This is a genomic window from Candidatus Hydrogenedentota bacterium (assembly GCA_012730045.1).
Classification (GTDB): Bacteria; Hydrogenedentota; Hydrogenedentia; order Hydrogenedentales; family CAITNO01; genus JAAYBR01.
Genome location: JAAYBR010000062.1, coordinates 47,041 through 73,337 on the forward strand (window position 1 = coordinate 47,041; position 26,297 = coordinate 73,337).

Consider the following 26,297-nt stretch of genomic DNA (forward strand, 5'->3'; position numbering starts at 1 on the left):
TTCAGCCTTTCAGCGTGTCCAGCTGGTCCACGTCCATGTGGTCAAATTCGCGGGTGATGTGGTGGACCGCCACGCCCATCACAAAGACCGCGGCAAAGGCGTCCAGCAGGACGCCCAGGTCCACCAGCAGCGGCATGTCGCGCAGGACGACCACGCCGAAGACGTACATGCCGTTTTCCATGACGAGATAGCCGAGAATCTGGCTGACCGCCTTTTTCCGGCTCACAATGATGAAGAGCCCCACAAACACCATGAAGAAGGACACGGGCACCACCAGCGGCGGAGGATTCCCGGGAAACACCGGGAACCGCGAGCACATCCACACGGAACCGGCCAGGGAGAGGAACCCGACCAGCACGGAGGCGGCGTGCCCCACGAAGGGCTCCACCTCCCGGCGGACATCGGCCTCCCGGAGGAAGCGGAACAGCACCCGGGGGAAGACGACCCCTTTCAGCGCGACGGTCACCGCGCTCAGCAGCAGGGTCGAGACCACCAGCCCGCTCCCGTGCGCGACCAGCGGGAGCGCCCCCAGCACGAAGCCCTGAACCGCGACGGCGCGGATGCACGACCGGATCTGACTGAACCCCAGCAGCAGCATGCTGGAGACGATCAGCGCGAGCAGGGCGGTGTCTATGACGATGTTCACGCGGTCACCTCAGCAGCAGGACAAAGGCCAGTCCGGACACCACAACGGCCCCCACGAGAAGCTGGGGAACCCTCAGCAGGCGCACCCGCGCCATGCACGACTCGATGACCCCCACCAGCACGGCCAGGCAGAGCATGCCCGCCAGCGCGGCGGCCAGGTCCAGCGCCGCGCTGCCCGTGCGGACGGGCAGGACCACGTTGACCAGCAGCGAGCCCAGCACCCAGAGCTTGAGCGCCGCGCCGTACAGGATGAAGGCGAAATCCGGGCCGCTGTGGTCCAGCACCATGACCTCGTGGATCATGGTGAGTTCCAGATGCGTGTTGGGGTCGTCCACCGGAATCCGGGAGTTCTCGGCGAGCACCACCACGAGGAAGGAGACGCCCACCAGCGCCAGCACGGGCCCCGACGCCGCATAGGCGGCGGGGGACAGGGCCGCGAACATGCCGGAGAGCGAGAGCTCCCCCGTGAGCCGCGCGACCACCGCGAGCCCCAGCAGGAGCGCGGGCTCCGCCAGCGCGGAAAACTGCACCTCGCGGCTGGCCCCCATGCCCTCGAAACTGGACCCGGTGTCCAGCGCCGCCACCACGGTGAAAAAGCGCATCACGCCGAAAAGGTAGGCCAGGAGAATCAGGTCGCAGGGGAAGGAGATCAGCCCGCGCGCGCCCCCCAGCGGCGCGAGGGCCGCCGCGGTCAGGGCGCAGGCCAGCCCCACCACCGGCCCCGCGCGGAACACCCAGGTGGTCGTGCGGCTGTACACCGCGTCCTTGCGCAGCAGCTTCGCCAGGTCGTAATACGCCTGCAACAGCGGCTGTCCCCGGCGTCCCGCAAAGAACGCCTTCGTCCGGTTGATCACGCCCAGAAGCAGCGGGGCCGCCAGGAGCGCAAGGACAACGTTTGTCAGGGAAAGAAACATCATGGTTCCTACTCGACGCAGAAGAGAAGAAGGGCCAGCAGCGTGAGGGCAATGTAGAGGACATACAGCTGGACGCGTCCCTGCTGCGCCCAGCGGAACCAGGCCAGCGCCGCGCCCGTCATCCGGAACAGCGGCGCGTACAGGTTCCGCTGGAACAGGTCGTCCGTCTCCGTCGCAAACGTGGTTCCGGCGGGGAAGATGCCCTTCGGCGGCACGTGCTCCCGCCGTGTCCGCAGCAGCGGCGCGAAGAGGTCCGTGAGCGGCTGCGCGAACGACGACGCCGTGTACTGCATGCGGGGCGCGGGGGCCGCGTAGCCGCAGTCCCAGGTCACCGCCTGCCGTGCGCGCGCGCCGAGCAGCCGGAACCGCAGCGCGCTTAGCGCCGCCACCAGCAGCGCGAGCACCGCGGCCGCGGCGACAATCCAGGTCAGCGGCGTCGCGGCCGCCGCAAGACCGGCCGTCGCCGCCTCCGGGGCGCCTTTCATCACGACCGCCACCGCGGGCGCCAGAAGGGGCAGCACCGCCGGGGAGAATATCCCGATGGCGCCGCACAGGCACGCGAGCGCGGCCATGGGCCAGCGCATGGCCGGCCCCGCCTCCTGCGCGGCGGCGGCCTGCTCCGTGCGCGGCTCCCCGAGGAAGACCACCCCGAAGGCCTTGGTGAAGCACGCGGCCGCCAGCCCGCCGATCAGGGCCAGGCCGGCCAGGCCCGACAGCCCGGCCACCACCACGGCGGCGGACGGCGAAACCACGCCCCGGAAGGCCGACAGGTAGATCAGGAACTCGCTCACAAACCCGTTCAGCGGCGGCAGGCCGCAGATCGCCACCGCGCCCACCAGAAAGGCCGCGCCGGTTCCCGGCATCCGTTTGAGCAGCCCGCCCAGGCGGTCCAGCTCGCCCGTGCCCGCGCCGTGCAGCACCGCGCCCGCCCCGAGAAAGAGCAGCCCCTTGAACACCGCATGGTTCACCACATGGAGCAGCGCCCCGGCAAAGCCCAGCGCCGCCACGGCGGGCAGCCCGTGCGCCAACCCGAGATACCCCAGCCCGAGCCCGATGGCGATGATTCCGATGTTTTCCACGCTGTGGTAGGCGAGCAGCCGCTTGAGGTCGTGCTGGGCGAGGGCGAACAGCACCCCGAGCACCCCCGAAGTCACCCCCACCGCCAGCAGGCATCCCCCCCACCACGGCGCGGGCGCCCCCAGGAAGCCCAGCACCCGCATCAGCCCGTAGATGCCCGTCTTAATCATGATTCCCGACATCAGGGCGCTGACGTGGCTCGGCGCCGCCGGGTGCGCCTCGGGCAGCCAGACGTGGAACGGCATGAACCCCGCCTTGGTGCCGAAGCCGACCAGGGCGAACACAAACAGCACGGTGGCCAGCGGGGCGGGCAGCGCCGCGCCCGCGCGGGCCAGGGCGTCAAACCCGGCGGAACCGCGCGCGCAGAGAATCGCGAACATCGCCAGCAGGAAGGCGGTGCCCAGATGGGTGGCGACCATGTAGAGCCAGGCGGCCCGGCGCGCCTGCGCCTTCCCGTGGTCGTGGATCACCAGAAAAAAGGAGCTGAGCGCCATGGTTTCCCACGCGATCAGGAACACCACCGCGTCCCGGGCGAGCACCACGGCCATCATGCTCGCCACCAGCGTGTTGTAATGAAACCAGGAGGCGCGCCGCGCGCCCTTCCCCAGATAGGCCGCCCCGTACACCGCGCACAGCGCCCCCAGCAGCGTCATGGGAATCAGAAACACGGCCGACAGCGGGTCCAGGCCCAGCTCGAAGCCCCTCCCCGCAGGGGGTGGCCACGGAATCCGGACGGAAAGGGAAAGCCCGCCCACCAGCGTTCCCACAGCGGGGATCAAACCCAGGATGCAGCCCGCCACGGCCCCGCCGACCCCCAGACGCGCCGACCACGCCGCCGACCGCCCCGCGAGGGCGGATGCGCCGCCGCTGAGCATCAGGATTACCAGGCCTGCCAGGGTCAACTGCATGGGGTTCAAGTTCACTCCTGCTGCTGTTCGGCGCGCGCCCGCTCGTCGAGCGCGGTGTCCACCCGCCGGGCCTCTGTCAGAATGGCCTCCCGGGTGCCCGGCTCGGAGATGACCGCCTTGAACCCCGCGTCATGGAGGGCAAAGCCCAGGCGGGAGAGAAGCTGCAAATGCATGCGCACCGTCGGCGTGACCAGGGTGAGCAGCGCGCGCACGGGCTGCCCGTCCATCGCCCCGAAGGCCACCGGCCGCTCCAGAAAGCACAGCGCCAACAGCGGGCGCACAATGTGCAGAATCAGCGGGCTGCGCGGATGCGGAATCGCGATGCCGTCCCCCACCGCGGTGGAGCACACCTCCTCGCGGGAAAGCAGCACGCGGTACAGAAAATCCTGGTCCACCCCCTCGGGCAGGCGCATGCACTCCACCACCCCCCGGAGCACCGACGCCTTGTCGTTCCCCTCCACCCGGTAATGGCAGCCCCCCGCCTCGATGGCCTCGGCCAGCGACACTGCCTGTTTGGACTCCCGCGGCTCGCTGAAAATCTCGTCGGAAACGGGAATCTTGGAGACCGTCACCCACTCCAGCAGCTCGGTCCGGTCCACGCGGTACTGGTCCTGAATGCGGTAGGCCGGCAGCGTGCCGGCCTTGATCCACCGGTACACGGTCTTGTCGGAAACATTCAGCAGTTGCGCGACTTCTCGAATCTTGAGTTGCATTGCTTCCCTGGCCTGCCCAACCCTGCCCAGGCCGGGACATTTCGGACATAGTATGCGCTTTTCCGGCGCGGGGAGTCAAAAAGGACGGAGTGGACGGGGGAGGAATGGACAGTATGGACGATATGGACTGGATGGACTGAATGGAAATCCATCGCGTCCATCCAGTCCATCCAGTCCATCCAGTCCATACCGTCCATATCGTCCATATCGTCCATATCGTCCATACCGCCCATACCGCCCATACCGCCCATACTCCGCTTTCCGCAAGTGCGGACTGGTCTTTTTGATGTGGAAGGGAGTACTATTTTGGGCCTGACGCGCGGGCCCGTAAGGCCCGGGAAAGGTTTTGCAGAAATGTCGAAAAGCAAGCGCGTTCCGGAGTTCGGGAAGGCCGGCCTCTCCACCCGCTCCGTGCACGCGGGGGAGGACCGGTTCCGCTACGCCGACTCCATCACCACCCCCATCGTGCAGACGTCCACCTTCGCCTTCAAGGACACGGCGGACATCGAGGACTACACCAAGCACGGAAAGGAGCGCTACGAGTACGGGCGCTACGGCGGACCCACGGAGAAGGTGGCCGAAGGGCGCCTCTCCGCGCTCTGCGGCGCGGAGGACTGCGTTCTCTTCTCCTCCGGCATGAGCGCCATCACGACGACCATCCTCGCGCTGGTGCGCGGCGGCGACCACATCGTCATTACCGACGACGCCTACAAGAAGACCCTGGAGTTCTGCAACTCCTACCTCCAGCGCTTCGGCGTGGAGTGCACCGTCGTGCCCTTCGGCGACTACGCCGCCCTCGAGGCCGCCATCCGCAGAAACACCCGGTTCATCTTCTCCGAGTCGCCGACCAACCCCTATCTCAACATCTTTGACCTGGAGCGCCTGCGGGAAATCGCCCGGCGGCACGGCGTGCTCACGATCATTGACGCGACCTTCGCCACCCCGCTGAACCAGCGCCCGCTGGAGTTCGGCGTGGACCTGGAGATCCACAGCGCCACCAAGTACCTCGCCGGGCACAACGACATCCTCGCCGGGGCCGTGCTGGGCCGGACGGAGCTGGTGGAGGAGATCCGCGCCCTGCACAAGGCCATGGGCGGCGTCATTGACCCGCACTGCTGCTACCTGCTCCTGCGCGGACTCAAGACCTTCTCCGTGCGCATGGCCGCGCACAACGCCGCCGGCATGGCTCTCGCCCGCTTCCTGGAGGGGCACCCGCAGGTCCGGCGCGTGTACTACCCCGGCCTGGAGAGCCACCCGCACCACGCCATCGCCGCCGCCCAGATGACCGGATTCGGCGGCGTGGTCACCTTTGACATCAAGGGCACGCTGGACATGGCCAAGCGCTTCCTTGACGGGCTGAAGCTGTGCTACATTGCCCCCAGCCTGGGCGGCGTGGAGACCCTGATCACCCACCCGGCCCTCGTCAGCTACTACAACTACACCCGCAAGGAGCGCTACGCCCTCGGCATCACGGACACGCTCATCCGCGTGGCCGCCGGCATCGAGGACGCCGCGGACATCATCGCCGACATTGACAACGCCCTGCGCCGGAGCGCCAAAAAGGCCTGACAAGGCCCACACAGGAGAGAACCCATGAAACATGCCTGTATCTGCGCAATGACCCTTCTGGCCGCCGCCGCCGCCTCGGCGCAGTGCGCCGACCCCGGCGTCGAGTGCCGCCGCCTGCCCATGGACGAATACCGCGGCCGCATGCAGGCCGCCTGGATCGGCCAGATGGCCGGCGTCGGCTGGGGCGCCCCCACGGAGTTCAATTTCAACGGCGTCATCGTCCCCGAGGACAAGATGCCCGCCTGGACCCCGGACACGGTGAACCAGTTCGGCCAGGACGACATCTACGTGGAGATGACCTTCGTGCGCACCCTGGAGGAGCACGGCTGGGACGCCACGCCGAAGCAGGCGGGCATTGACTTCGCCAACAGCGGCTACGAGCTGTGGCACGCGAACAAGTTCGGGCGCAAGAACCTGCGCGCCGGCATCGCCCCGCCCGACTCCGGACACCCGAAGTTCAACAGCCACGCCGACGACATTGACTACCAGATCGAGGCCGACTTCAGCGGCATCCTGGCCCCCGGCATGCCCGGGCTGGTCCTGGAGCTGGGCGAGAAATTCGGCCGCCTCATGAACTACGGCGACGGCCTCTACGGCGGGGTCTTCATCGGCGGCATGTACAGCGCCGCCTTCTTCGAGAAGGACATCGCGAAAATCATCGAGGCCGGCCTCGCCTGCATCCCCTCCGGAAGCCAGTACCACGAGTGCATCAGCGACGTGGTGCGCTGGCACGCCGAGCACCCGGACGACTGGGAGGCCGCCTGGAAGAAGCTGGACGCCAAGTACCAGCGCAACCCGGAGTACCGCAAGGGCTCCTGCGGCACCGAGAACGGCTTCAACATTGACGCCAAGATGAACGGCGCGTGCATCGTCATGGGCCTGCTCTACGGCGCGGGCGACCCCGACCAGACCATCATCGTCTCCACCCGCTGCGGCCACGACTCCGACTGCAACCCGTCCAGCGCCGCAGGCGTCCTTTTCACCTCCCTCGGCATGGAGAACACCCCGAAGAAGTTTCACGAGGCCCTCAAGCGCGATGTCAAGTTCAGCCACACGGCCTACGATTTCGACGGGCTCATGCGGGTCTGTGAAAACCTCGTGCGCCAGGCCGTGGTCCGCGCCGGCGGCTGCGTGGAGAAGGACGACGCCGGCAACGAGGTTCTCGTGATCCCCGTCAAGGCCCCCGTGCCCGGGCCGCTGGAGCAGTGCTGGGCCCCCGGCCCCGTCGCCGACAGCAAATACACCCCCGAGGAAATGGCCAAGATCACGGCAAAAGAGGACAAGTAGCGGCATTTGGCAGGCTGGATGCGGGAAACGCTCGGAGAGGTGGCACGGGCTTCCAGCCCGTGATGCTTGGGCCGCATCCATGACCCAGACCACGGGCTGGAAGCCCGTGCCACCTCGGTGTTCCCGTGCGGGTCGTCCCCCGGTTCCCGGGGCTCCTCAGCCGTTCGCCGATACGTCCCCGCGCAGGCGCTCGAACACCCGCTCCTCGCCGCCCCGGTAGACCATGCCGTCGTCCACCGCCAGCGTGTGCTCCGCGTCCAAGGGGATGAACTTCCCCTCCGCGCGGGCGTACACCTCCCCGTCCGGGCCAATGAGCCGCGCCTCGCAGTGCGCCATGCGCCGGTGGGCCCGCGTGGTCCACGCCTCCACCACCAGCGACGGGTCCGGCGGCGCGGACTTGACATAGCGCACCATCAGCTCCGCCGTCACGCACATCAGCTTCAGCGACCGCGCCGCGGCCCAGCCCATGCTCTCGTCCAGCAGCGCCGCCACCACCCCGCCATGCACCACCCCCGGATACCCGCAATGCCGGTCATCCGCGCTCATCCGGATTTTCACCCGGTCGTCCTCCACATAGAACCGGCCCCGCAGGCCGACCGCGTTCTCCTCGCCGCAGACAAAACAGGTCTTCGAGACGGGCAGGGGCCGGACGCCGTTGTGCTGATCTTTCATGAAACATCCTTTCCCGGGACGCCGCCCCCTCCCAAGGGACGGCGGGTATTGTCCCCCGCCCCCCCCGCGCGATGCAAGCACGGACACGAAAAGAGGGCGCGTACTGCCTGCGCGAAGAGGGCGCGGGATAGCCGACCAGTCCCGCCCGTAGGGGCGCCGCTTGCCGCGCCCTCTTCGCGCGCGCGGGATAGCCGACCAGTCCCGTCCGTAGGGGCGCCGCTTGCCGCGCCCTCTTCGCGCGCGCGGGATAGCCGACCAGTCCCGCCCGTAGGGGTGCCGCTTGCCGCGCCCTCTTCGCGCGCGCGGGATAGCCGACCAGTCCCGCCCGTAGGGGCGCCGCTTGCCGCGCCCAGGAGCGGACATGGGGATCATCGCCTGCCCGGCAACGCGGCGGACGCGGACTGGTGCTCATGCCTGCCAGACCGCCTGAAGGCGGGGTGGTCATGGCAGCAAGACCCGTCTTCCCTGGGAAGATCCGGTGCTTTTGGCAGGATCCAGAGCGGTCCCCTGCGGGGAATCCAGATTCTCCGGGGTGGCCCGCCCCCGTGGGCGACCGGCCCAGGTGCGGGGACGCGCAAAAAACATGAGTCCATGTTGGGGGTAGTTGTTGCCAAGATGCTCTTTCGGCTGTCTGTTTGGCTTTTTTCCTGGCGTGTCTTGTGCTTCGAGATACTGCCCCAGAAAAATACATTGATTGACGGCACAACGCCTTATGCGCATTATTGAAGGTGGATACTGTCTGCCAGACGGGAAAAACAACTTGAAAAATCGGAGGATGTGGGGTATACTCAAAATGACCCAAGGCAATGGGCGCTTTGGGTCCGGCATTAATTGTTGTCAAGGTCGCGAGACCTGAAACCAACCGAAAAGGAATCTGTCATGCGCAAGAAAGGATTCACACTTATTGAGCTGCTTGTCGTGATTGCGATCATCGGTATCCTGGCGGCGATTCTGCTGCCGGCCCTGGCGCGCGCCCGCGAGTCCGCCCGCCGCGCCTCCTGCCAGAACAACCTCAAGCAATGGGGTCTGGTCTTGAAGATGTACAACAACGAGGCCAAGGGTGCTTTCCCCCCGATCCAGGTCATGCCGGGCGTCGGCCAGGATCCGACCAAGCCTGACGTGGCCGCCGGTCCGGCTGTCGCGGCCATTTACCCTGAGTATCTGACGGACCCCAACATCACCCTCTGCCCCTCCGACGCGGGGTTGAGCGATCATCAGGCAGACCTGTTCAATGCCGACGGTACGCCCCTTTTTTCCCATGAGCCCGGCATGATTGACGCGTCCTACGCCTACCTCGGCTGGTGTTTCGACAACGCCAAGCTGACGGCCACAGTCGGACAGTTCACGTATCTTGGGACCCTTCTTCCCCTGCTGGGCGACGATGCCAACTTGGACGCCAACACGAAGGTTCCGACACAGATCGCCGCCGCGCTTGACGGCATCGTGTATGACAACCTTTCCATCGCGACCGAGGTCATCGACGATCCGTACGCGCTGGCGCGCATCTTTGACGCGGATGTGGAGCTCCAGAACCCGTGGAACACCTCCGGCAACGGCGGCGGCGGCAAGATTTATCGTCTGCGGGAGGGCATTGAGCGCTTTCTGATCACGGACATCAACAATCCCGGCGCGGCCAATATGGCGCAGAGCACGCTGTGGATCATGCTCGACACCCTGACCACCGGCACGGGCGAGGCGCTCTTCAACCATGTGCCCGGCGGCTGCAACGTGCTGTTCATGGACGGCCATGTGGAGTTCATCCGGTATCAGGGCGTGCCGGGCTGGGACACGATTGACGTTGCCAGCGCCCAAGTCGGCATGGCCGGTGCCACCGCGCCCGTCCTTCCGTCGGTTGCCGCGTTGGTGGGCGCCTTCTAACAGGTATTTCCTGCGGCTTTTCTGCGATAATGTGACCGCCCCCCGGCAACGGGGGGCGGTTCTTTGCCAACCAGCCCCCCCTTTCCCCGAAATGACGGATAATCCATGCGCCTTTCCCCGCCTGTCCGGATGTGTCTCCTGGGGTTCATTTTGGACCTTGCGGTGATGATCGCCATCACCGTGGTGCCGTTCTATGTCTACCGGCAACTGGGGGGCGACGCGCGGATGTCGGGGTACTTTGGGGCGTTGCAGGCGGTGGTCTACATGGTCACCTGCCTGGTCACGTCGCGGTATGTGTCCCGCTCGCGGAACGGGCTGAACTGGGTGCGGTTTGGGCTGGTGTGGTTTGCGTGCGTTTTCACGCCCGTGGTGTTCTTCCGCGACACGGCGGTCTGCATCACCCTGGGGGTGGTCGCCTGGGCGGGGTTGGCGGTGATCTGGCCGGCCCTGTACTCGTGGTTTGGCGCGGACCCCGACCCGGAACGGCGCCAGAAGCATCTGGGCTGGTTTAACCTGTCCTGGAGTTCCGGGTTTGCGGCGGGGCCGCTGGTGGCCGGGCCGCTCTATGAGTACGACTACCGGCTGCCCTTCGCGGTGCTGGCGGTGTGCTGCGCGGCGGCGCTGGGGCTGGCACTGTCCATGCCCCATGAGCAGGTGCATTTCGGGCGGGGCAGGGAGGAGGAGGCGTCGGAGGAGGAGACGGGACACCGCCGGGACGCGGTGCGCTTCCTGCACGCGGCGTGGGTGGCGGTGATTCTGGCGAACTGGATGGTGGGCGTGCTGCGCTCCGTGTTTCCCAAGCGCGTGGAGGACCTGGTGCAGGCGGGCGGACTGGGGCTGTTTGCGGGCGACGGCGCGTCGTGGCCGTTCAGTGCCCCCCCGGCGACGGTGTTCTCGTGGGTTTCCTTTGCGTGCTCTGCGGGCACGGCGGCGCTGTTCTTCTGGCTCGGCCGCACCAAGGGGTGGCGCTACCGCGCGTCGTGGCTGATTGTGCCGCAACTGGCGGCGGCGGCGGGATTCATCTGGATGGGCGTGACGCACAGTCTCGCGGCCATGCTGTTCGGGTCGCTGCTGGTGGGGATGAACCTGGGGGTCGCGTTCTTCGCCGCGGTGTACTACTGCGTGGCCGATCCGGCGCACAAGCACCGCCGTGCGGCGATCAACGAGGCGGCCGTCGGTTTTGGCGGCATGCTGGGCTCGTTCCTCTTCGGCGCGCTTTCCGGGCGTTACGGGCTGGAGTTCCCCTTTGTGTGGTTTCCGGTCTTCTACGCGCCCGCCTTCGCGCTTCAACTGTGGCTGCTGCGCCCGCGGCGGAGCATGGCATAGGCCGACGGGAGGGGGGGCCGTAGCGCCGCCGTCCCGGCGGCCTCGTCTTTGGGTCTTGCGCCGAATGGCGGCGTGGCGGGAAGACAAGGCAGGCGGGACGCCTGCGCTGCGGATTTCGGCACCCTTCTCAGCTGCTGAGGAGCTCCCGCAGGGCGGCGGTGATCTCCGGGTGTTTGAAGGGGTGGCCCGCCCGGGTGAGTTTGGCGGGCAGGCAGCGCTGGCTGGCCAGCAGCAGGGTCGTGCCCATTTCCCCGAAGAGCAGGCGCACGGCGGCGGCGGGCAGGGGGAGCACGGCGGGCCGCCGCAGCGTTGCCGCCAGGGCCCGTGCGAACTCCCGGTTGGTCACCGGTTCGGGGGCCACGGTGTTCACAGGTCCGGAGAGGCGGTCTTTCAGGAGGGCCGCCGTCAGCACCCCCACCGCGTCCTCCAGGGTGATCCAGCTCAGCCAGGCCGTCCCGTCCGCGATGGGTCCGCCCAGTCCCAGGCGGAACGGGGGGAGCAGGCGCGCGAGCATGCCGCCGCCGGGGTCGAGCACGGCGCCGAACCGGGGATGCACCACCCGCACGCCCGCCTTGGCGGCGGGGGCGGCGGCGGCCTCCCAGTCGCGGCACACGGCGGCGAGAAAGTCCGATCCGGGTGTCTCCCCCTCCTCCAGGGGCAGGTCGCCCCGGCTGCCGTAGTAGCCGACGGCGGAGGCGGACACGAAGACCGACGGCGGCCGCGCCATTTCGGCCATGCGCGCGGCGAGGAGCCGGGTTCCCGTGATGCGGCTGTCGCGGATCCGCGCCTTTTCCGCGGCGCTCCATCGGTGTCCGGCGACGGGCCGGCCGGCGAGGTTGACCACGGCGTCCAGGCCCTCCAGGGCCTTCGCGTCGAGATAACCCTTGCCGGGGTTCCACCAGGCGGCGTCGCCGCCCGGATCGCCGACCTCCTCCGCGCGCCCCGTGCGCAGCATCCTCCGCACGCGGTGCCCAGAGGCCTCCAGCCGGGCGGCGAGGGCCGCGCCGATCAGTCCCGAGGAGCCGGTGATGGCGATGCGCATGGGGTTGGCCTCCTGGGGCACCGTGGTTTTTGCGGGGACCCTTATGGACGTGATGGACTGCATGGACGATATGGACAACAAGGAGGGGCGGTGGGTACGGGTGCTCTTTCAGTCCTCCGGTTTTTCGCCCGGCGGGGCCATTTTGACCAGGCGCGGGTGGAAGACCGCGACGGTTTCCACGAGGTCCGCCTGGGCCGCCATGACGGCGTGGATGTCCTTGTACACCAGGGGGACTTCGTCGAGCCCCGCCGAGATCACCGTGACGCCGCGCTCCCGGAGCAGGGGCTCGACGTCGCGCCAGTGGAACCGCTTGACGGCCTGGCTGCGGCTGACGCTGCGGCCCGCGCCGTGGGCGGCGCTTTCCAGGCTTTCGCGGCATCCCTTTCCCCGCACGACGCAGCAGGGGGACGCCATGGAGCCGGGGATGATGCCGAGGGCGCCCCTGCCGGCCGGGGTGGCCCCTTTGCGGTGGACAACGACCCGCTCCCCGCCGTGTGTTTCGAGCCAGGCGAAGTTGTGGTGGTTCTCGATGTCCAGCAGCACCTCCGCGCCGAGACGCGCGGCGAGGCTGCGGTGGATCAGCTCGTGGTTGGCCGCGGCATAGGCGCCCATGAGCTGCATGGCGTCCCAGTATTCGCGGCCCTCCTGCGAGTCCAGGTCCAGCCACGCGAGGCGTTCCGTGTCCTCCGTCAGCCCCCGCCGCAGTTTCTTGGCCAGGGCGCTGTAGTGGGCGCACACCTGCGCCCCCGTGCCCCGGCTGCCGCTGTGGGACAGCAGGGCCAGCCGTTTTCCTGATTCCAGGCCGTTCAGGGGCGCGTCCAGCTCCAGCACGCCGAACTCCACAAAGTGGTTGCCGCTGCCGCTGGTGCCGAGCTGCGCCCAGGCCTTGTCCTTGAGCGCGCGGGTCACGGGCGATGCGGACCAGTCGCGGTCCATGACGGGGTGCTGCCGCCGCTCCTTGAACGTGGCGCCCACGCCGAAGCGCGTCTCCGCGGCGATGGCCTCCCTCAGGCGCGCCGGGTCGTCCTCCAGCAGGGAGAGCGGCAGGTCAAAGGCCGTGAGCTTCATGCGGCAGGCGATGTCCACGCCGACGGCGTAGGGAATGACGGCGTTGCGGGCGGCGAGGACGCCGCCGATGGGCAGTCCGTAGCCCACGTGGGCGTCGGGCATGAGCGCGCCCCGCACGGCCACGGGGAGGCGGCAGGCGGCTTCCATCTGGGCGACGGCGTTGGGGTCAATGTCCGTCCCCCACTGCCGCCAGGGGGCGGGCTTTCCCTCCGGGGCGGTTCGGTTCTGGCGCTTCTTCCCGCTCACGGGGCGTCCTCCCCGGCGGGGTAGTGGACCTCAGCCAGGGCGAGCCCCTGGGGCGGGGCGCAGTGCCCGAGGAAGGGCCCGCCCGCGGCGAGCTGGTCGGCGATGAAGGACACCGGGAAGCGCCCGCGCGCGATCTCGATGAGCGTGCCGCAGAGGTTGCGCACCATTTTGTAGAGGAACCCGTCGCCGTGAAAGGCGATCCGCATGAGGTTTGGGCAGTCCGCGGGGCCGCTCCATCCGCCGGGCAGCAGCTCCGCCGAATACAGGGTGCGGACGGTGCTCTTCATCTGGCTGCCCGTGCTCTGGAAGCCCGCGAAGTCCCGCATGCCGGGAAGCCCGGCGAGGCCCTCCCGGACCTTGTCCAGGTCCACCCGGTAGGGCACATGCCACGCGTAACGGGCGGAGAAGGGGTCGGGGTCGCGGCTGAAGTCGAAGGCGTATTCGTAGCGTTTGGACTTGGCCGAGAAGCGCGCGTTGAACCCCGGCGGCGCGGGCCCGACGCTTTCGATGCGGATGCGCGGGGCGAGCATGCGCGAGACGGCCCGGCGCAGCCGGACCGGCGGCGGCCCCGGCCACACGCAGGAGAAGACCTGCCCGAGGGCGTGCACCCCCGCGTCGGTGCGGCCCGCGCCCTGGATGGGCACCGGTCGGCACGCAATGGTCCCCAGGGCCTCCTCAATGGCCTGCTGGACCGAGGGGCCGTTGTCCTGGCGCTGCCAGCCGACAAAGTCCGTGCCGTCGTAGCGGACGACGCATTTCAGGGGTTGCCCATTCTCCAAAGGTTCCATGGGCCGTATTCTATCGCAGGGCGGGGCGGCGTTGCCTTCGCGCCCCGGGGCGCTTTCTGCTAGAATATCCGCATGAACCTTCCCAACCAGCTGACCCTTGCCCGCTGCTTTCTGGCGGCGGTCTTTGTGGTCCTGATGTCGTTCCCGCACACGGCCACCTATGCCGTGGCCTATGTGGTGTTCACCGTGGCGGCGATCACGGACTATTATGACGGCAAGATCGCGCGGCGCGACAACCTGATCACGAATTTCGGCAAGCTCATGGACCCCGTGGCCGACAAGATTCTGATGGTCTCGGCGTTTGTGATGCTGATGAACGTGCATGAGCTGAACGTGCCCGGGTGGACTGTGGTGGCGATTCTGGCGCGGGAGTTTCTGGTGACGGGCGCGCGGTCGCTGGCGGCGGCGGACGGGGTGGTGCTGTCGGCGAACAACTACGGGAAGGCGAAGACGGTCACGCAGATGGTGTATGTCTTCGTGTTTCTCGCCCTGGCCATCCTGGTTCGTCTTTTCCTGCCGCTGTTCTCGGAGGCCACGGCGCTCGGTTTGGTGGTGAGCCTGCGGATACTGTCCCATACGGGCATGGTGCTGGTGGCCGTGCTGACGATCTACTCGGGGGTTCAGTTTGGCTGGGTCAACTGGAAGGCCCTGAAACTCCACGACCTCGCCTAACGAAAGGAACGCGCCGCGATGCCGCCGTTCACCGGCCCCTCCCGGGCCCTCATAGACCTGGACGCCTACACCCACAACCTGGAGGTGGTGCGCCGTTTCGCCGGGCGGAAGCCCCGGCTGGTTGCCGTGGTCAAGGCGGACGCCTACGGCCACGGGGCGGTGCCCGTTGCCCGGGCGGCGCTGGCCGCGGGCGCGTTCATGCTGGGCGTGGCCACGGTGGCGGAGGGCGCGCGCCTGCGGGCCGCGGGGATCACCGCGCCGGTGCTGCTGATGATCAACCCAACCGTGGACGGGCTGGACGAGGTGGTGGAGCACGGGCTCACGCTGGCGGTGTCCGACATGACGGCCGCGTTCCGCCTGGGCGAGCTGGCCCGGGAGCGGGAACAGGTTGTGCGGGTGCATGTGAAGGTGGACACGGGCATGGGCCGGCAGGGCTTCCTGCCGGACGAGCTCCCCGCGGCGCTGGACCAGATCTCCCGGATCACGCATGTGGACATTGAGGGCATCTCCACGCATTTCCCGTGCGCGGACATCGTGGACGACCCCGGAACGGTGTCCCAGATCAAACTGTTCCGCCAGCTGGTGAAGCAGGCGGAGCGGGCCGGTGTGCCCTTCGAGATGGCCCACGCGGCCAACAGCGCCGCCGTGGTGAACTATCCCGACAGCCTTTTCGACGCCGTGCGCCCGGGGCTCATGACCTACGGGGTGTGGCCCGCCGAGAAGGCGCCCTTCGGATCGCCGCTGCGCCGCGCGCTGCGCTGGGAGACCCGCGTGGTGCAGGTGCGCGACCTGCCCCGCGGCGCCACCGTCGGCTATGGGCGCACCCACACCGCCGAGGGCCCGATCCGGACGGCCGTGCTGCCCGTCGGCTACGCCGATGGCTACCGGACCGCCTTCTCCAACAATGCCGACGTGCTGATCCGGGGCCGCCGCTGCCCCGTGCTGGGCCGCGTGTCCATGGACCAGGTGGTCGTGGACGTGTCCGCGGTGCCCAACGCGGCCTACGGCGACCCGGCGGTGCTGATCGGCGCGGACGGCGCGGAGGAGATCACGGTGGAGGAGCTGGCCCGCCGCGCGGGGACCATTCCCTATGACATTCTCACAGGGATCGGCCCGCGGGTGGTCCGGGAGTACCGCGGCGCCGCCGCCGAAGAGGCGGAACATGGCTGAGCACTACCTGGTGGACGGGTACAACGTGCTGCACTCCTCCTCGGTGCTGCGCCCCCTGGCGCTGCGGGACTTCGAGGCGGCCCGCGAAAGCCTCATCGAAAAGCTGGTGCGCTTCTGTTCGGCGGCAAACCGCGCCGTCACCGTCGTCTTTGACGGGCGCAACGCGGACGGCACCCGGCGGGCGCAGGGGGAGACGCGCAGTGTGCCGGGGCTGGTCATCCAGTACGCGCCTTCGCAGTTGTCGGCGGACACGATGATCGAGCGGATCGTCTACACGACGCGCCAGCGGCTGGACTGCGTGGTGGTGAGCAGCGACCGCGGCCTGCGGGACCTCTGCCGGGGCATGGGCGCGCTGACCATGGACGCGGACAGCTTTATCAGGACGGTGCGCGAGTTTCAGGGGGGCGTGAAGGAGGAGATCGGCCGGACCGCCCGCGCGGCGTCCAAGCCCGCGCTGCTGGAGGACCGCCTGAGCGGGGACTCGGTCCGGCTGCTGGAGGAGATGCGCGCGCGCCTGGACCAGAAGAAGCGCGGCCCCTCGTCCTGAGAGGCCGCGCCCAAAGCCGTTCCGCGCGCCGGAGGCGTCACATCGCGTAGAAGCCGCCGTCCACCACCAGCTCCGACCCGTTGCAGAAGGTGGACTCGTCCGAGGCGAGATAGAGCGCCGCGTAGGCGATGTCCGAGGCCACGCCCAGCCGCTGCATGGGGATGCAGCCCGCGATGGACTTCTTCTTCTCGTCGTTCAGGTAGGGCGCCTGGAGGGGCGTGTCAATCATGCCGGGGTGGATGATGTTCGTGCGGATGACCTTCGGGCCGAACTGCACCGCCAGCGACTTGGTCAGCGAGATGAGCGCGCCCTTGGCGCAGGTGTAGGAGTCCTGCGCCAGCTCGAAGCCCGCCAGCGCCGAGATGGACCCCACCAGGATCACCGATCCGCCGCCGTTCTCGATCAGCTTCGGGATGCCGTGCTTCGTCAGGAAGAACGGCCCCTTCAGGTTGATCGCCTGCACGATGTCCCAGTTCTCCTCGGTGGTCTCGATGACCGAGCGGTCGCGGTCCTTCCAGAGGACGCCCGCGTTTGCGTAGAGGATGTCGAGTTTGCCGAAGCGCGCGGCCGCCTCGTCCACCGCCCGCTTCACGTCGGCCTCCTTGCTGACGTTGCCGACCACCAGCGCGGCCTCGCCGCCCGCGGCTTTGATCATCTCAACGGTCTCGCTGCCCGCGGCCTCGTTGAGGTCGAAGACCAGCACCTTCGCCCCCTCCTTTGCGAAAAGCGCCGCGGCCTCGCGTCCCATGCCCATTCCGGCCCCGGTGATGACGGCCACTTTGTCCTTCAATCGCATGTCTGAAACCTCCGACAGGTTGTGTGGGTTGCTGACTCTTCAAAAAACGGAAAGACAATTATAGCAGGAAGAGCGGGAGAGGTGCGCACCCGACTCGGGGTGCGCGCGCAAATGGACGGCATGGACGGCATGGACAGGGTGGGCGGAAAGCCGGAGCGCCGGCTCTTTGTCTTGTCCATGACGTTCGTGCCAGCCCCGGCGGCGTTCCCGTTCCATGCAAGGTGCGCATATTGTAAAACTCGTTCGGAATTGGATACCATGCCCCGGTGTTTTCCGTGTGCCGGACCCCGCCGGCGGAACCCGAGAATCCATGAAGAACATCGCCCAAATCCGAGAAATCTCCACGCTGTCCTTCAACGAGCGCGTGCTTCAGGAGGCGGAGGACCCGCGCAACCCGCTCATGGAGCGCCTGAAGTTTCTGGGGATTTTCTCGTCCAACATGGACGAGTTCTTCAAGGTGCGGGGGGCGAGCGTGAAGCGTCGCATCGAGCTGGGCAAGAAGGGGATGGAGGTGCTGCTGAAGAAGGTGACGGAGAAGGCGCGCGAGATGGACGACCGGTTTCTGGGGGCCTACGATGAGATCATGGGCGCGCTGGCGGCGGAGGGCATCCGGATTGTGGACGAGTTCGACCTGCGCTCCGAGCCGCCGGAGGTCCAGTCATGGGTCGCAGAATACTTCGACGAGGAGGTGCTGCCGGGCCTGGTGCCCATCATCCTGCGGGACGGGCACCCGATCCCCCCGCTGACGGACGGGGCGCTCTACTTCGGCATCAAAATGTGGGGGGCTTCTGTGATGTACGCCCTGCTGGAGATCCCGCCGGTGCTGCCGCGCTTTGTGGCCCTGCCGAACGGCCGGATCATGTACCTGGACGACATCATCCGCCACTCGCTGCACAAGGTGTTCTACATTTTCCGGGCGGAGCGCATCGAGGCCTTTGAGTTCAAGATTTCCCGCGATGCCGAGCTGGACATGGACAACGACTTCTCGGAGGGGTATGTGCGCAAGATGCAGAAGGTGCTCCGCCAGCGCAGGGGCGGCACGCCGACGCGCTTCGTCTATGATGCGGACATGCCTCCGGGGCTCCTCCAGCGGCTGAAGCGCGAGCTGCGCCTGGGCGACGCGGACACGACGATCGCCGGGGGGCGCTACCACAACATGCGCGACCTGATGCGTTTTCCCGCCAGGCGGCCCGACCTCCGCTTCGAGCCCCTCGACCCGAGCCCGCACCCGGTGCTGGACGCCGTGGAGGGGCCGCTGATGGACATCATCCGGACGCGCGACACGCTGGTCACCTATCCGTACCAGTCTTTCGACCACCTGGTGCGCCTGCTGCGGGAGGCGGCGATAGACCCGGAGGTCAGGGATATCCGGATGACCCTGTACCGGGTGGCCAGCCACTCGCAGGTGGTGAACTCCCTCATCAACGCGGCGCGCAACGGGAAGAAGGTGTTTGTCTCCGTGGAGCTGCAGGCGCGCTTCGACGAGCAGCACAACATCAGCGTGTCGGAGAAGCTCGCCGAGGTCGGGGCGAAGGTCGTCTACGGCGTGCCGCCGATGAAGGTGCACGCGAAACTGCTGATGATCCGGCGGAAAGACGAGACCGTCTGCGCGCTGTCCACGGGGAACTTCAACGAGGCGACCGGGCGGCTGTATGTGGACAGCCTCCTGCTCACGGCGGACAAGCGGATCACGCGCGAGGTGGAGCGGGTGTTCGACTACCTGGCCGAGGCGGCCAACAGCCGGGCCGTTTTGCCGCCGTCGTTCAAGCATTTGGCGGTGTCCCCGTTCAACGCGCGCAAGGTGCTGTACCGGAACATCACGGCGGAGAAGGCGAAGGGGAAGAAGGGGCGCATCCTGATCAAGGTGAACCACCTGACGGACCCGATGATGATCCGGCGGCTGCGGGCGGCGGCGGACGCGGGCGTGCGGGTGGACCTGATCGTGCGGACCACCTATGCGATGCTGCCGCACAAGAACATCCGCGCCATCTCAATCCTCGACCGCTACCTGGAGCACCAGCGGGTGTTCGTTTTCGGCGAGGGGGACGACGCCCGCGTGTTCATGAGCTCGTCGGACCTCATGGAGCGCAACCTGGACTGGCGGATCGAGGCGGCCTTTCCCGTCTATGACCCGGAACTGCGGGCGCAGGTGTGCGAGATGATGGCGATCCAGACGCGCGACGACGTGAAGGCGCGGCTGCTGGACCGAAAGCAGTGCAACGCCTACGCCGGCGACGGCGCGGGGACCCGCCGCGCGCAGTATGAGACGCACGCGTACTTCGCCGCGTTGGCTTCCTCCACGAAAGATGCCGGGGCGGCCCGGGGGGGCGCCGAATCCGCGTCATAGGTCTTCCATCCGCCCGGTGATCGCCAGGGGGCGCCAAACCGGGGACTGTCCCACACGCGGGCACCGGGAGAACCGGCCCGTCTGCCTCTGCTTGGCAATGAGGGAGGCCCCGGTCGGATCCGGGGCCTCGTGGGGAGAGGGTCAGGGAGGGTGTTTGTCTGCGCGGGCCTATTCGGCCACGCTTACCGTGATCTTGCGCGGCTGCTTCGCCTTCACCTTGGGAAGATGGATGGTGAGCACGCCGTACTTCATCTCGGCCTGAATGTTCTCCTGGTCCACTTCCTCGCTGAGCTGGAACTGGCGGAAGTAGGGAACGAGGCGGAACTCGCTGAGAAGGGTTCCCTCGCGGGACTCGCCGGCCGGGGCGCCCTTCAGGGTGAGAACGTTCTTGTCCACCCCGATCTCCACGTTGTCGCGGCCGACGCCGGGAAGGTCCGCCACCACCACGAGCCCGTTTTCCGTCTCAAAGATGTCCACGGGCGGGACGATCGTCCGGGATTCCTCCCGGGTGTCCGGGGCCTTCTGCTCAACCTTGGCGGGAATCGTCGTCTCTTTCATGGTTCTATCCTCCTTTTCAGGGGTTGCTGTTGCTTTTGTCGCCTGCGGTCTGCCGTCACTTCACGCTCACGGCGATCTTTTTCGGCTTGGCCGCCTCGTGCTTCGGGAGCGTGAGGCGCACAATGCCGTTGACGTACTCCGCCGTGACCTTGTCGCCGTCCACCTCCACGGGAAGCGTCAGGGCGCGCGTGAAACGGCCCGCGCCGCGCTCGTTGCGGTGGTAGGCCTCCGGTTTGACGTCCGGGTTGACGGCGCTCTTCACGCCGCTGATCCGTAGCTGGTCGCGGAGCACCGACACCTCGATGCTCTCCGGGTCGAGCCCGGGGGTAAGCATCTCGACGCGCACACTCTCCGCATCCTCAGACACGTTCATGAGGGGGAGTCGCCCCGGTCCGGCCGGTCCGGTCTGCCGCCCGAAGACGCGGCCGCCCGGATCGCCCTGCGCGAAAATGCGCTCCACTTCCCTGCGGACGGCGTCCAGTCCTGTGAAGGGGTCCCAGTAGTAGGTTGCCATGGTCTGTTCCTCCTGTTGTTTCGACCTGTCGGCCGGTGTTTTCCGTTTTCTGCCGCTTTTTCCGGCGCACACCACCAGGGGCAAGAGCTGTGCCAGTGTCTTCTTCCGTCGCGGGGATGTGCCATAAGCCCAAGATGCGCGGGGAGTTGTGATGGAGAAGGGCGGAAGGAGGGGCGGGTGCGGGAAGGGGCGGGGTGTTTCGATCAGAAACAGGCTGTTTTGAAATCGCACAGCGGGATGTTCAGCGCCGCGACGGCCTCGGCGGCCTGGCCCATGTTGAAGCGTTCGGCCATGGCGTCCACCAGGGCGGCGGCGAGAAAGCCCACCCCCAGCGGCGGGAGAATCCCGTTCCGGGCGCGCCGGTAGGGGCTGCCGATGGACCAGGCGTAGTCGAAGGGTGGTATGACGAAGACGACCTTCATGGGCGACCGTTCACGGTTGCGAATAATGCGTATGAACAAAAGTTCACCACGGTGAACGCCGGGGGTCAAGGCGCGAAAATGTCCGGCCGCGCCTCACGGTTTGGTGAGGAACCCTATGAGGGCCTGCTTGAACGCCTTCTCGTCCTTCCACCCCATGGCGCAGCGGACGGGCCGTCCCTTTGCGTCGTCCACAACGGTCACGCCCTTGTCGTCCACGACGAGGTTGAGCGTTTCCACGGCCATGAGGCTGTCCGCAACAAGCAGCTCAACGGCTGTCGTGTCAAACAGGATGCTTGACGAGTCCTCGGCGTACTGTCCCCGGTTCTTCCAGGCGTCGTAGTTCTCGATGACGGCCCGGGCGCGGGAGGCGTCGCTGTTCTTGACCTTCAAGTAGTCCTCCCCCTCCAGGCGCAGGGTGCCGCAGACGTCCAGGGGGGCGATGGTGATCTTCCATGGCGCGGCGAAGACGGCCTTCGCGGCGGGGATGTTGCAGACGACGTTCCACTCGGGGTCGGGGGTGGGCTTTCCATTGTAGCCGATCCGCACGCTGCCCGCCATGAGGGTCACGTCGGTCTTGTCGGCAATGTCCGGGGCGCGCTTGAGGGCCTCCTCCAGATTGGGCAGGGGACCGATGGCGCAGAGTTTGAAATGTCCGGCGGGCTGGCTGCGGATCAGGTCAATCATGGCGCCGACCCCGTCCTCATGGACCTTTCCGGGGTACTTGTCGAGGGTGTAGTCCCCGAGCCAGGCGGCCTGGTTGATGGAGGCCTCCTCGGTCTTCTTTCCGATGCCGAGGGGGATGTCGGTGCGCCCGATTTTCTCCAGAATCTTTCCCACGAGCCGCGCCTTGAGCGGCGTGTTGTGCGACGCGGTGACGATGAGTTTGACGTCCATGCGCGGGTCGCCCAGGGCCTGGCACAGCGCCCAGGTGTCGTCAATGTCGTCGCCGAGGTCCGTGTCGAGGATCACCGGCACCGGGGCCGCGTGAACGGCCACGCAGCACAGGCCGAGCATGCCCACAGAAAGCATCCATTTCATGTCGGGGTCTCCTTGGTTGACGTGCCGCGCCAGTGTCCCATGTTTGCCGCCGGCGGTGCAACCGGGCCGCGGACCTTGTCCCCCCCGCGGCCCGCCGCGTATACTTCGCATCAACCTCTTGGACGGTGTTTTCACAATGCGGATGGAACAACAGAACCTGCAACGGCAGGAACAGCGGCAGATTCTCACGCACCAGCAGATCATGGGGCTGGGGCTGCTGCAGTTGAACGTGCAGGACCTCCAGCAGCAGCTGGAGGAGATCGTGGAGCTGAACCCCTTTCTGGAGCTGGTGCCGGTGGAGCCGCCGTCCGCGCCGGCCCCCGCCCCGGCGTCTCCGGCCGCCGCGACGGAGGACCCGGACGGGGAGGAATACGCGGAGCGGTGGGCCGACGAGGCCCTGTGGCGGCACCACGAGGGCCGCGATTTCAGCGTGAACCGCGACCTGGACCAGCTCTGGCAGTACCGGATAGACAACATCCGCAGCGAGCAGTCCCTCTACGAGCACCTCATTGGGCAGCTTCGCGCGTCGGTGCGCGGGCCGGTAGACGAGGCGCTGGGCACTTTCCTGATCCAGCAGATTGACGCGAACGGCTATTTCCAGGGTTCCGCCGTGGAGGTGGCGGGGGAGCTGGGCATTCCCCCGGCGGAGGTGGAGCGCCTGCTGGCACTGATCAAGACCTTCGAGCCCACGGGGGTGGGGGCGGAGAATCTCCGGGAGTGCCTGCTGCTCCAGATTGCGGTGGAGCATGCGGACGACGCCCCCCTCCTGGAACTGGTCCGCGACCATTTTGACCTGCTGAAGGACCGGCGTGTGCCCGCCATCGCGCGGGCGATGCGGATCACCGAGGCGGAGGTGGAGGAGGTGATGGCCCGTCTGCGCACACTGGAGCCCCGGCCGGGCCGGGTGTTTGCCTCCGGGGGGGCGCAGGTGGTGGTGCCCGAGGTCATCATCCGAGAGGTGCCCGAGGAGCGCCTCCTGCGGGACGGGCCGCGCTACGAGGCGGTGCTGGCGGACCGTCTGTTCCAAGTGCGTTTCGATGAGGAGGCGCTGGCACAATACCGGGAAAACGTCCGGGAGAAAGAGGGGGCGGCCTGGGTGCAGGAGCGGGTCCGCGACGCGAACGACCTGCTGAGCAACCTGAGCCGGCGCGAGCAGACGCTGCTGTCCGTGGCGCAGTGCATCGCCGAGACGCAGGAGGACTTCCTGCGGGAGGGGGAGGAGGGCCTGAAGCCCCTGCGCATGGCGGACGTGGCGGCCCGGGTGGGCATCCACGAGTCCACCGTGTCGCGGACGGTGAACGGGAAGTACGTGCAGACCCCCCAGGGGGTGATGGAACTGAAGCGCTTCTTCTCCGTGGGGCTCGCCACGGACGACGGGGAGGACCTGTCGGCGCGGGCCGTGCGCGCGCAGATCCGCGCGCTCATCGAGAAGGAGGACAAGTCCGCGCCCCTGAGCGACGAGGCCCTGTCGGAGATTCTTCAGAAGGAGCAGGGCATCCGCGTGGCGCGGCGGACGGTGGCGAAATACCGCGAGGGGATGGGCATCCCCACCAAGCGGGAGCGCAAACGCTTTTCCTGAAGACGAACCCGGCGCGAAGGAGGCCCCCCATGATGGTGCATTCGGTGTATTTCTGGCTCAAGCCCGAACTCGACGATGACGCGCGCGCCGCGTTTCTGGGGGGGCTGCTTTCCCTGAGGGCCATTCCCGGCGTGCGCGCCCTGTATGCCGGCCCGCCGTCGGCCACGCCGCCGCGCCCCGTGGTGGTGGGGGACTACACCTTCGGTTTGACCGCGATTCTGGACGACGGGGCGGCGCACGACGCCTACCAGGCGTCGCCGGAGCATCAGGCGTTCCTGACACGCTTCTCCCCCTGCTGGGACCGTGTTCAGGTGCTCGATTTCGACCCCGTCTCGGACTGACCGGCAAAGAAGCGGTTTAGCGCGCGCGCTGTCTCCTCGGGCTTTTCCTGGGGGAAGAAATGGGTGCCGCCGGGGATCACCTCCAGCGCGCCGCACGGCAGGCGGCGGTGCTGCTCCCGGACATGTTCGAGCATGTAGCTTTCGCCGCCCGCCACGCACAGGACGGGCGCGCGCACGCCCTCCAGCGCATGAAGCGTCTCCTCCGAAGACCCGCACTCGTAGAAAAAGGCTTCCAGATGGCCGGGGCACTTGAGCCGCGCCCGGCCGTCGGCCAGGGATTCCAGCCCGTGGCGCAGGAAAGCGTCCCACGCTTCGGGGTGCCAGTGGGCGTAGGGCCGCTTGGCCCCCAGCCGTCCGGCGGCCTCCTCCGGCGAGGAAAAGACAACCTTGCGGCGGCGCGCCCCGTGCGCCAGCGGCATCTCATCCGGAAAAAACCAGGCGGGGGCGAGAATGGCGTCCAGCAGGGCGGCCCGGGCGAAGAGTTCCGGGTGATGGATCAGGTTCAGGGCCACGGCCACGCCGCCGCCCGAGTGCCCGATGGCGGCGGCGCCCGGGCCAAACGCCAACTGGCGCGCCGCGTCCTCCACGTCCCCCGCGAAGGAGGCCCACTGGTAGGCGGCACGCCCCTCCGGCTTCAGCGAGTCGCCGTGCCCGCGAAAATCGAGGGAGTAGGCGTGCCATCCCGGTTCCAGCCGCCGGATGACGGGGTCCCAGACACGCGCCAAGGTACCCGCGCAGTGGCAGAAGAGCATCGGCGGCCCCGAGCCGCCGTGGTCCCAGACGCGCAGCGGCCCGCCGTCGCGCGAGCGCAGGTCCAGGGCGGCGGGCGTCGGTGTCATGCCGGGGCGGCCCCAAAGGCCCGGCGGACCGTTTCCAGGAGGGTTTCCGGCGCCACCGGCTTCTGGAGCAGGCCGTCCAGTCCGTAGTCGCCCGGACGGATGTTGTGCTTCACCGTGTCCGCCGCGGAGCTGAGGAGAAAGACCGGGCAGGCGCAGCCGCGTTCCCGGAGGGTCCGCACCATGTCCACGCCGGAGTTGACCTCCTCCATCATGAGGTCCGCGAGGATCAGGGAGGGGCAGGCGCGCGCTGCGGCCTCCAGGCCCTCCCCGGCGGTGGCGGCCTCGTCCACGCCGCAGCCTGCGGCCTCCAGCACGATCCGGAGGGCGGCCCGCATGTCCGGGTCGTCGTCCACGATCAGCACGCGCTTTCCGTGAAGGTCCATCGGGGAATCCTCCTTGGCTCAGGCCGGGGGTTCATCGTCCGGAACCGCGTCTTCGGCGGGGGCCTTGGCGGGCAGGCGCAGGCGGAGTTCCGCCGCCAGCCGCGCATATTCGTCCAGGGCGAGGGTCTGCGGCCTGCGGCCGCCGTCAATGCCCGCCGCGGCCATGGCGGCGAGCACGTCCTCCTTGGGCATGCCAAAACTGCCGGAGCCGGTGAGGGCGTTCCGCAGGGTCTTTCGGCGGTGGCAGAAAGCGGCCCGGACAACCTTCATGATGAAGCGTGCCTCCTCCCGGGGAAAGCGCGGGGTCTCATGGCAGCGGAACCGCACGACGCAACTGTCCACCTTGGGCTGGGGGATGAAGCAGGACGCGGGCACGCGGTGGACGAGGTCCACATCGGCGTGGAGCGAGGCGGAGATGGTGAGCACGCCGTACTCGGGGGTGTTCACCGCCGCGACGAGGCGCTGGCCCACCTCCAACTGGAGCATGACGACCATGCGGGAGAAGAAGAGCGGCGCCTCCAGGAAATGGAAGAGGACCGGCGTGGTGATGTAATAGGGGAGGTTCGAGACCATTTTCAGGCTCGCGCTTCCGGGCAGGAACTCGTCCACGAGGTCGGTCAGGCTGTGGTTGAGGATGTCGCCCCGGAAAAGGCGCACGTTCGGGGTCTCGCCGAACTGCTCCTCCAGGCAGGGCATGAACGACGGGTCAATCTCGACCGACAGCAGCCGCCCGGCTTTGGCGCAGAGCCTGCGGGTGAGGGCGCCCAGCCCCGCGCCCACCTCGATGACGTTGTCCTCGGGCCCGAGGCGCGCCGCCTCGACGAGAATGGCGTTGATGTTGTCGTCCACGAGCAGGTTTTGCCCGAGGCGTTTCTTGAAGCGGATGTTGTGGCGCGCGCACAGGTCTCTGAGGCGCGGCGCCTCTTTTTTCTCTTGGCCTTCGCTCATAATCCTTCCG

The 26,297-nt window shown here is 67.8% G+C and carries 26 protein-coding genes; 10 read left to right on the forward strand and 16 right to left on the reverse strand.

The window, feature by feature from the left end:
- Position 1 precedes the first annotated feature (1 nt).
- From GXY15_06385 to GXY15_06400, 4 genes are read right to left on the reverse strand one after another with little or no spacing between them, the layout of a single operon-like run.
- Entirely contained in the window at positions 2–646 is a 645-nt protein-coding gene (locus GXY15_06385; GenBank protein ID NLV40840.1) for a hydrogenase, read from the reverse strand.
- A gap of 4 nt (positions 647–650) precedes the next feature.
- The gene (locus tag GXY15_06390) at positions 651–1,559 is read right to left on the reverse strand and encodes a hydrogenase (GenBank protein ID NLV40841.1); all 909 of its coding nucleotides are present in this window, start codon (positions 1,557–1,559) and stop codon (positions 651–653) included.
- Positions 1,560–1,567: 8 nt separating this feature from the next.
- Complete coding sequence (locus GXY15_06395; protein ID NLV40842.1) at positions 1,568–3,544, reverse strand: hypothetical protein; 1,977 nt, start codon at positions 3,542–3,544, stop codon at positions 1,568–1,570.
- 11 nt (positions 3,545–3,555) lie between these two features.
- Complete coding sequence (locus tag GXY15_06400; GenBank protein NLV40843.1) at positions 3,556–4,257, reverse strand: PTS transporter subunit EIIA; 702 nt, start codon at positions 4,255–4,257, stop codon at positions 3,556–3,558.
- A 354-nt stretch (positions 4,258–4,611) separates the two neighbouring features.
- Here GXY15_06400 and GXY15_06405 point away from each other — a divergent pair, with 354 nt between their 5' ends.
- A complete protein-coding gene (locus GXY15_06405) occupies positions 4,612–5,826 on the forward strand; it encodes an aminotransferase class I/II-fold pyridoxal phosphate-dependent enzyme (GenBank protein NLV40844.1) in 1,215 nt (404 codons plus the stop codon).
- A gap of 24 nt (positions 5,827–5,850) precedes the next feature.
- Positions 5,851–7,113: an ADP-ribosylglycohydrolase family protein gene (locus GXY15_06410; protein NLV40845.1), complete on the forward strand. Its 1,263-nt coding sequence runs from the start codon at positions 5,851–5,853 to the stop codon at positions 7,111–7,113.
- Between the two features lie 156 nt (positions 7,114–7,269).
- On the opposite strand, the gene GXY15_06415 is transcribed toward GXY15_06410, so the two are convergent.
- On the reverse strand, positions 7,270–7,785 hold the full coding sequence (locus GXY15_06415) for a PaaI family thioesterase (GenBank protein NLV40846.1): 516 nt from the start codon (positions 7,783–7,785) through the stop codon (positions 7,270–7,272).
- A gap of 879 nt (positions 7,786–8,664) precedes the next feature.
- Here GXY15_06415 and GXY15_06420 point away from each other — a divergent pair.
- Entirely contained in the window at positions 8,665–9,663 is a 999-nt protein-coding gene (locus GXY15_06420) for a DUF1559 domain-containing protein (protein NLV40847.1), read from the forward strand.
- A 105-nt stretch (positions 9,664–9,768) separates the two neighbouring features.
- Positions 9,769–10,989, forward strand: a complete 1,221-nt coding sequence (locus GXY15_06425) for an MFS transporter (GenBank protein ID NLV40848.1) — start codon at positions 9,769–9,771, stop codon at positions 10,987–10,989.
- Positions 10,990–11,116: 127 nt separating this feature from the next.
- Here the strand turns inward: GXY15_06425 and GXY15_06430 are convergent, their stop codons facing one another.
- The 3 genes from GXY15_06430 to truA all read right to left on the reverse strand — a co-directional run bounded on the left by GXY15_06430 (position 11,117) and on the right by truA (position 14,133).
- Positions 11,117–12,031, reverse strand: coding sequence for a TIGR01777 family protein (locus GXY15_06430; protein NLV40849.1), 915 nt, complete (start codon positions 12,029–12,031; stop codon positions 11,117–11,119).
- 108 nt (positions 12,032–12,139) lie between these two features.
- The gene (locus GXY15_06435; protein NLV40850.1) at positions 12,140–13,246 is read right to left on the reverse strand and encodes an RtcB family protein; all 1,107 of its coding nucleotides are present in this window, start codon (positions 13,244–13,246) and stop codon (positions 12,140–12,142) included.
- 95 nt (positions 13,247–13,341) lie between these two features.
- Positions 13,342–14,133, reverse strand: a complete 792-nt coding sequence (truA, locus tag GXY15_06440; protein ID NLV40851.1) for a tRNA pseudouridine(38-40) synthase TruA — start codon at positions 14,131–14,133, stop codon at positions 13,342–13,344.
- Positions 14,134–14,205: 72 nt separating this feature from the next.
- On the opposite strand from truA, the gene pgsA reads away from it, so the two are divergent.
- The 3 genes from pgsA to GXY15_06455 are packed head-to-tail and all read left to right on the forward strand — an operon-like array spanning position 14,206 to position 16,522.
- Entirely contained in the window at positions 14,206–14,805 is a 600-nt protein-coding gene (gene pgsA, locus GXY15_06445; GenBank protein NLV40852.1) for a CDP-diacylglycerol--glycerol-3-phosphate 3-phosphatidyltransferase, read from the forward strand.
- A gap of 18 nt (positions 14,806–14,823) precedes the next feature.
- Entirely contained in the window at positions 14,824–15,975 is a 1,152-nt protein-coding gene (gene alr / locus GXY15_06450; GenBank protein ID NLV40853.1) for an alanine racemase, read from the forward strand.
- Positions 15,968–16,522 (forward strand): hypothetical protein, encoded by a 555-nt coding sequence (locus GXY15_06455; GenBank protein NLV40854.1) that lies wholly within the window; start codon positions 15,968–15,970, stop codon positions 16,520–16,522. The genes alr and GXY15_06455 overlap by 8 nt, the downstream gene beginning before the upstream one ends.
- A 37-nt stretch (positions 16,523–16,559) precedes the next feature.
- On the opposite strand, the gene GXY15_06460 is transcribed toward GXY15_06455, so the two are convergent.
- A complete protein-coding gene (locus GXY15_06460) occupies positions 16,560–17,318 on the reverse strand; it encodes a glucose 1-dehydrogenase (GenBank protein NLV40855.1) in 759 nt (252 codons plus the stop codon).
- Positions 17,319–17,628: 310 nt separating this feature from the next.
- On the opposite strand from GXY15_06460, the gene ppk1 reads away from it, so the two are divergent.
- Positions 17,629–19,665 (forward strand): polyphosphate kinase 1, encoded by a 2,037-nt coding sequence (ppk1, locus tag GXY15_06465; GenBank protein NLV40856.1) that lies wholly within the window; start codon positions 17,629–17,631, stop codon positions 19,663–19,665.
- Between the two features lie 168 nt (positions 19,666–19,833).
- On the opposite strand, the gene GXY15_06470 is transcribed toward ppk1, so the two are convergent.
- From GXY15_06470 to GXY15_06485, 4 genes are all read right to left on the reverse strand, one after another.
- Positions 19,834–20,223, reverse strand: coding sequence for an Hsp20/alpha crystallin family protein (locus GXY15_06470; protein NLV40857.1), 390 nt, complete (start codon positions 20,221–20,223; stop codon positions 19,834–19,836).
- A gap of 55 nt (positions 20,224–20,278) precedes the next feature.
- On the reverse strand, positions 20,279–20,737 hold the full coding sequence (locus tag GXY15_06475) for an Hsp20/alpha crystallin family protein (GenBank protein NLV40858.1): 459 nt from the start codon (positions 20,735–20,737) through the stop codon (positions 20,279–20,281).
- Between the two features lie 203 nt (positions 20,738–20,940).
- Complete coding sequence (locus tag GXY15_06480) at positions 20,941–21,159, reverse strand: hypothetical protein (protein ID NLV40859.1); 219 nt, start codon at positions 21,157–21,159, stop codon at positions 20,941–20,943.
- A gap of 93 nt (positions 21,160–21,252) precedes the next feature.
- The gene (locus GXY15_06485) at positions 21,253–22,188 is read right to left on the reverse strand and encodes a nucleoside hydrolase (protein ID NLV40860.1); all 936 of its coding nucleotides are present in this window, start codon (positions 22,186–22,188) and stop codon (positions 21,253–21,255) included.
- A gap of 145 nt (positions 22,189–22,333) precedes the next feature.
- Here GXY15_06485 and rpoN point away from each other — a divergent pair, with 145 nt between their 5' ends.
- Positions 22,334–23,776 carry an RNA polymerase factor sigma-54 gene (gene rpoN, locus GXY15_06490; protein ID NLV40861.1) on the forward strand — a complete coding sequence of 481 codons (1,443 nt, stop codon included), beginning with the start codon at positions 22,334–22,336 and terminating at the stop codon, positions 23,774–23,776.
- Between the two features lie 29 nt (positions 23,777–23,805).
- Complete coding sequence (locus GXY15_06495; protein NLV40862.1) at positions 23,806–24,117, forward strand: Dabb family protein; 312 nt, start codon at positions 23,806–23,808, stop codon at positions 24,115–24,117.
- Here the strand turns inward: GXY15_06495 and GXY15_06500 are convergent.
- From GXY15_06500 to rsmA, 3 genes are read right to left on the reverse strand one after another with little or no spacing between them, the layout of a single operon-like run.
- Positions 24,084–24,956, reverse strand: coding sequence for an alpha/beta hydrolase (locus GXY15_06500; GenBank protein ID NLV40863.1), 873 nt, complete (start codon positions 24,954–24,956; stop codon positions 24,084–24,086). The genes GXY15_06495 and GXY15_06500 overlap by 34 nt on opposite strands.
- Positions 24,953–25,339, reverse strand: a complete 387-nt coding sequence (locus GXY15_06505; protein ID NLV40864.1) for a response regulator — start codon at positions 25,337–25,339, stop codon at positions 24,953–24,955. The genes GXY15_06500 and GXY15_06505 overlap by 4 nt, the downstream gene beginning before the upstream one ends.
- Positions 25,340–25,357: 18 nt before the next feature.
- Positions 25,358–26,287, reverse strand: coding sequence for a ribosomal RNA small subunit methyltransferase A (gene rsmA, locus GXY15_06510; GenBank protein NLV40865.1), 930 nt, complete (start codon positions 26,285–26,287; stop codon positions 25,358–25,360).
- Between the last annotated feature and the right edge of the window lie 10 nt (positions 26,288–26,297).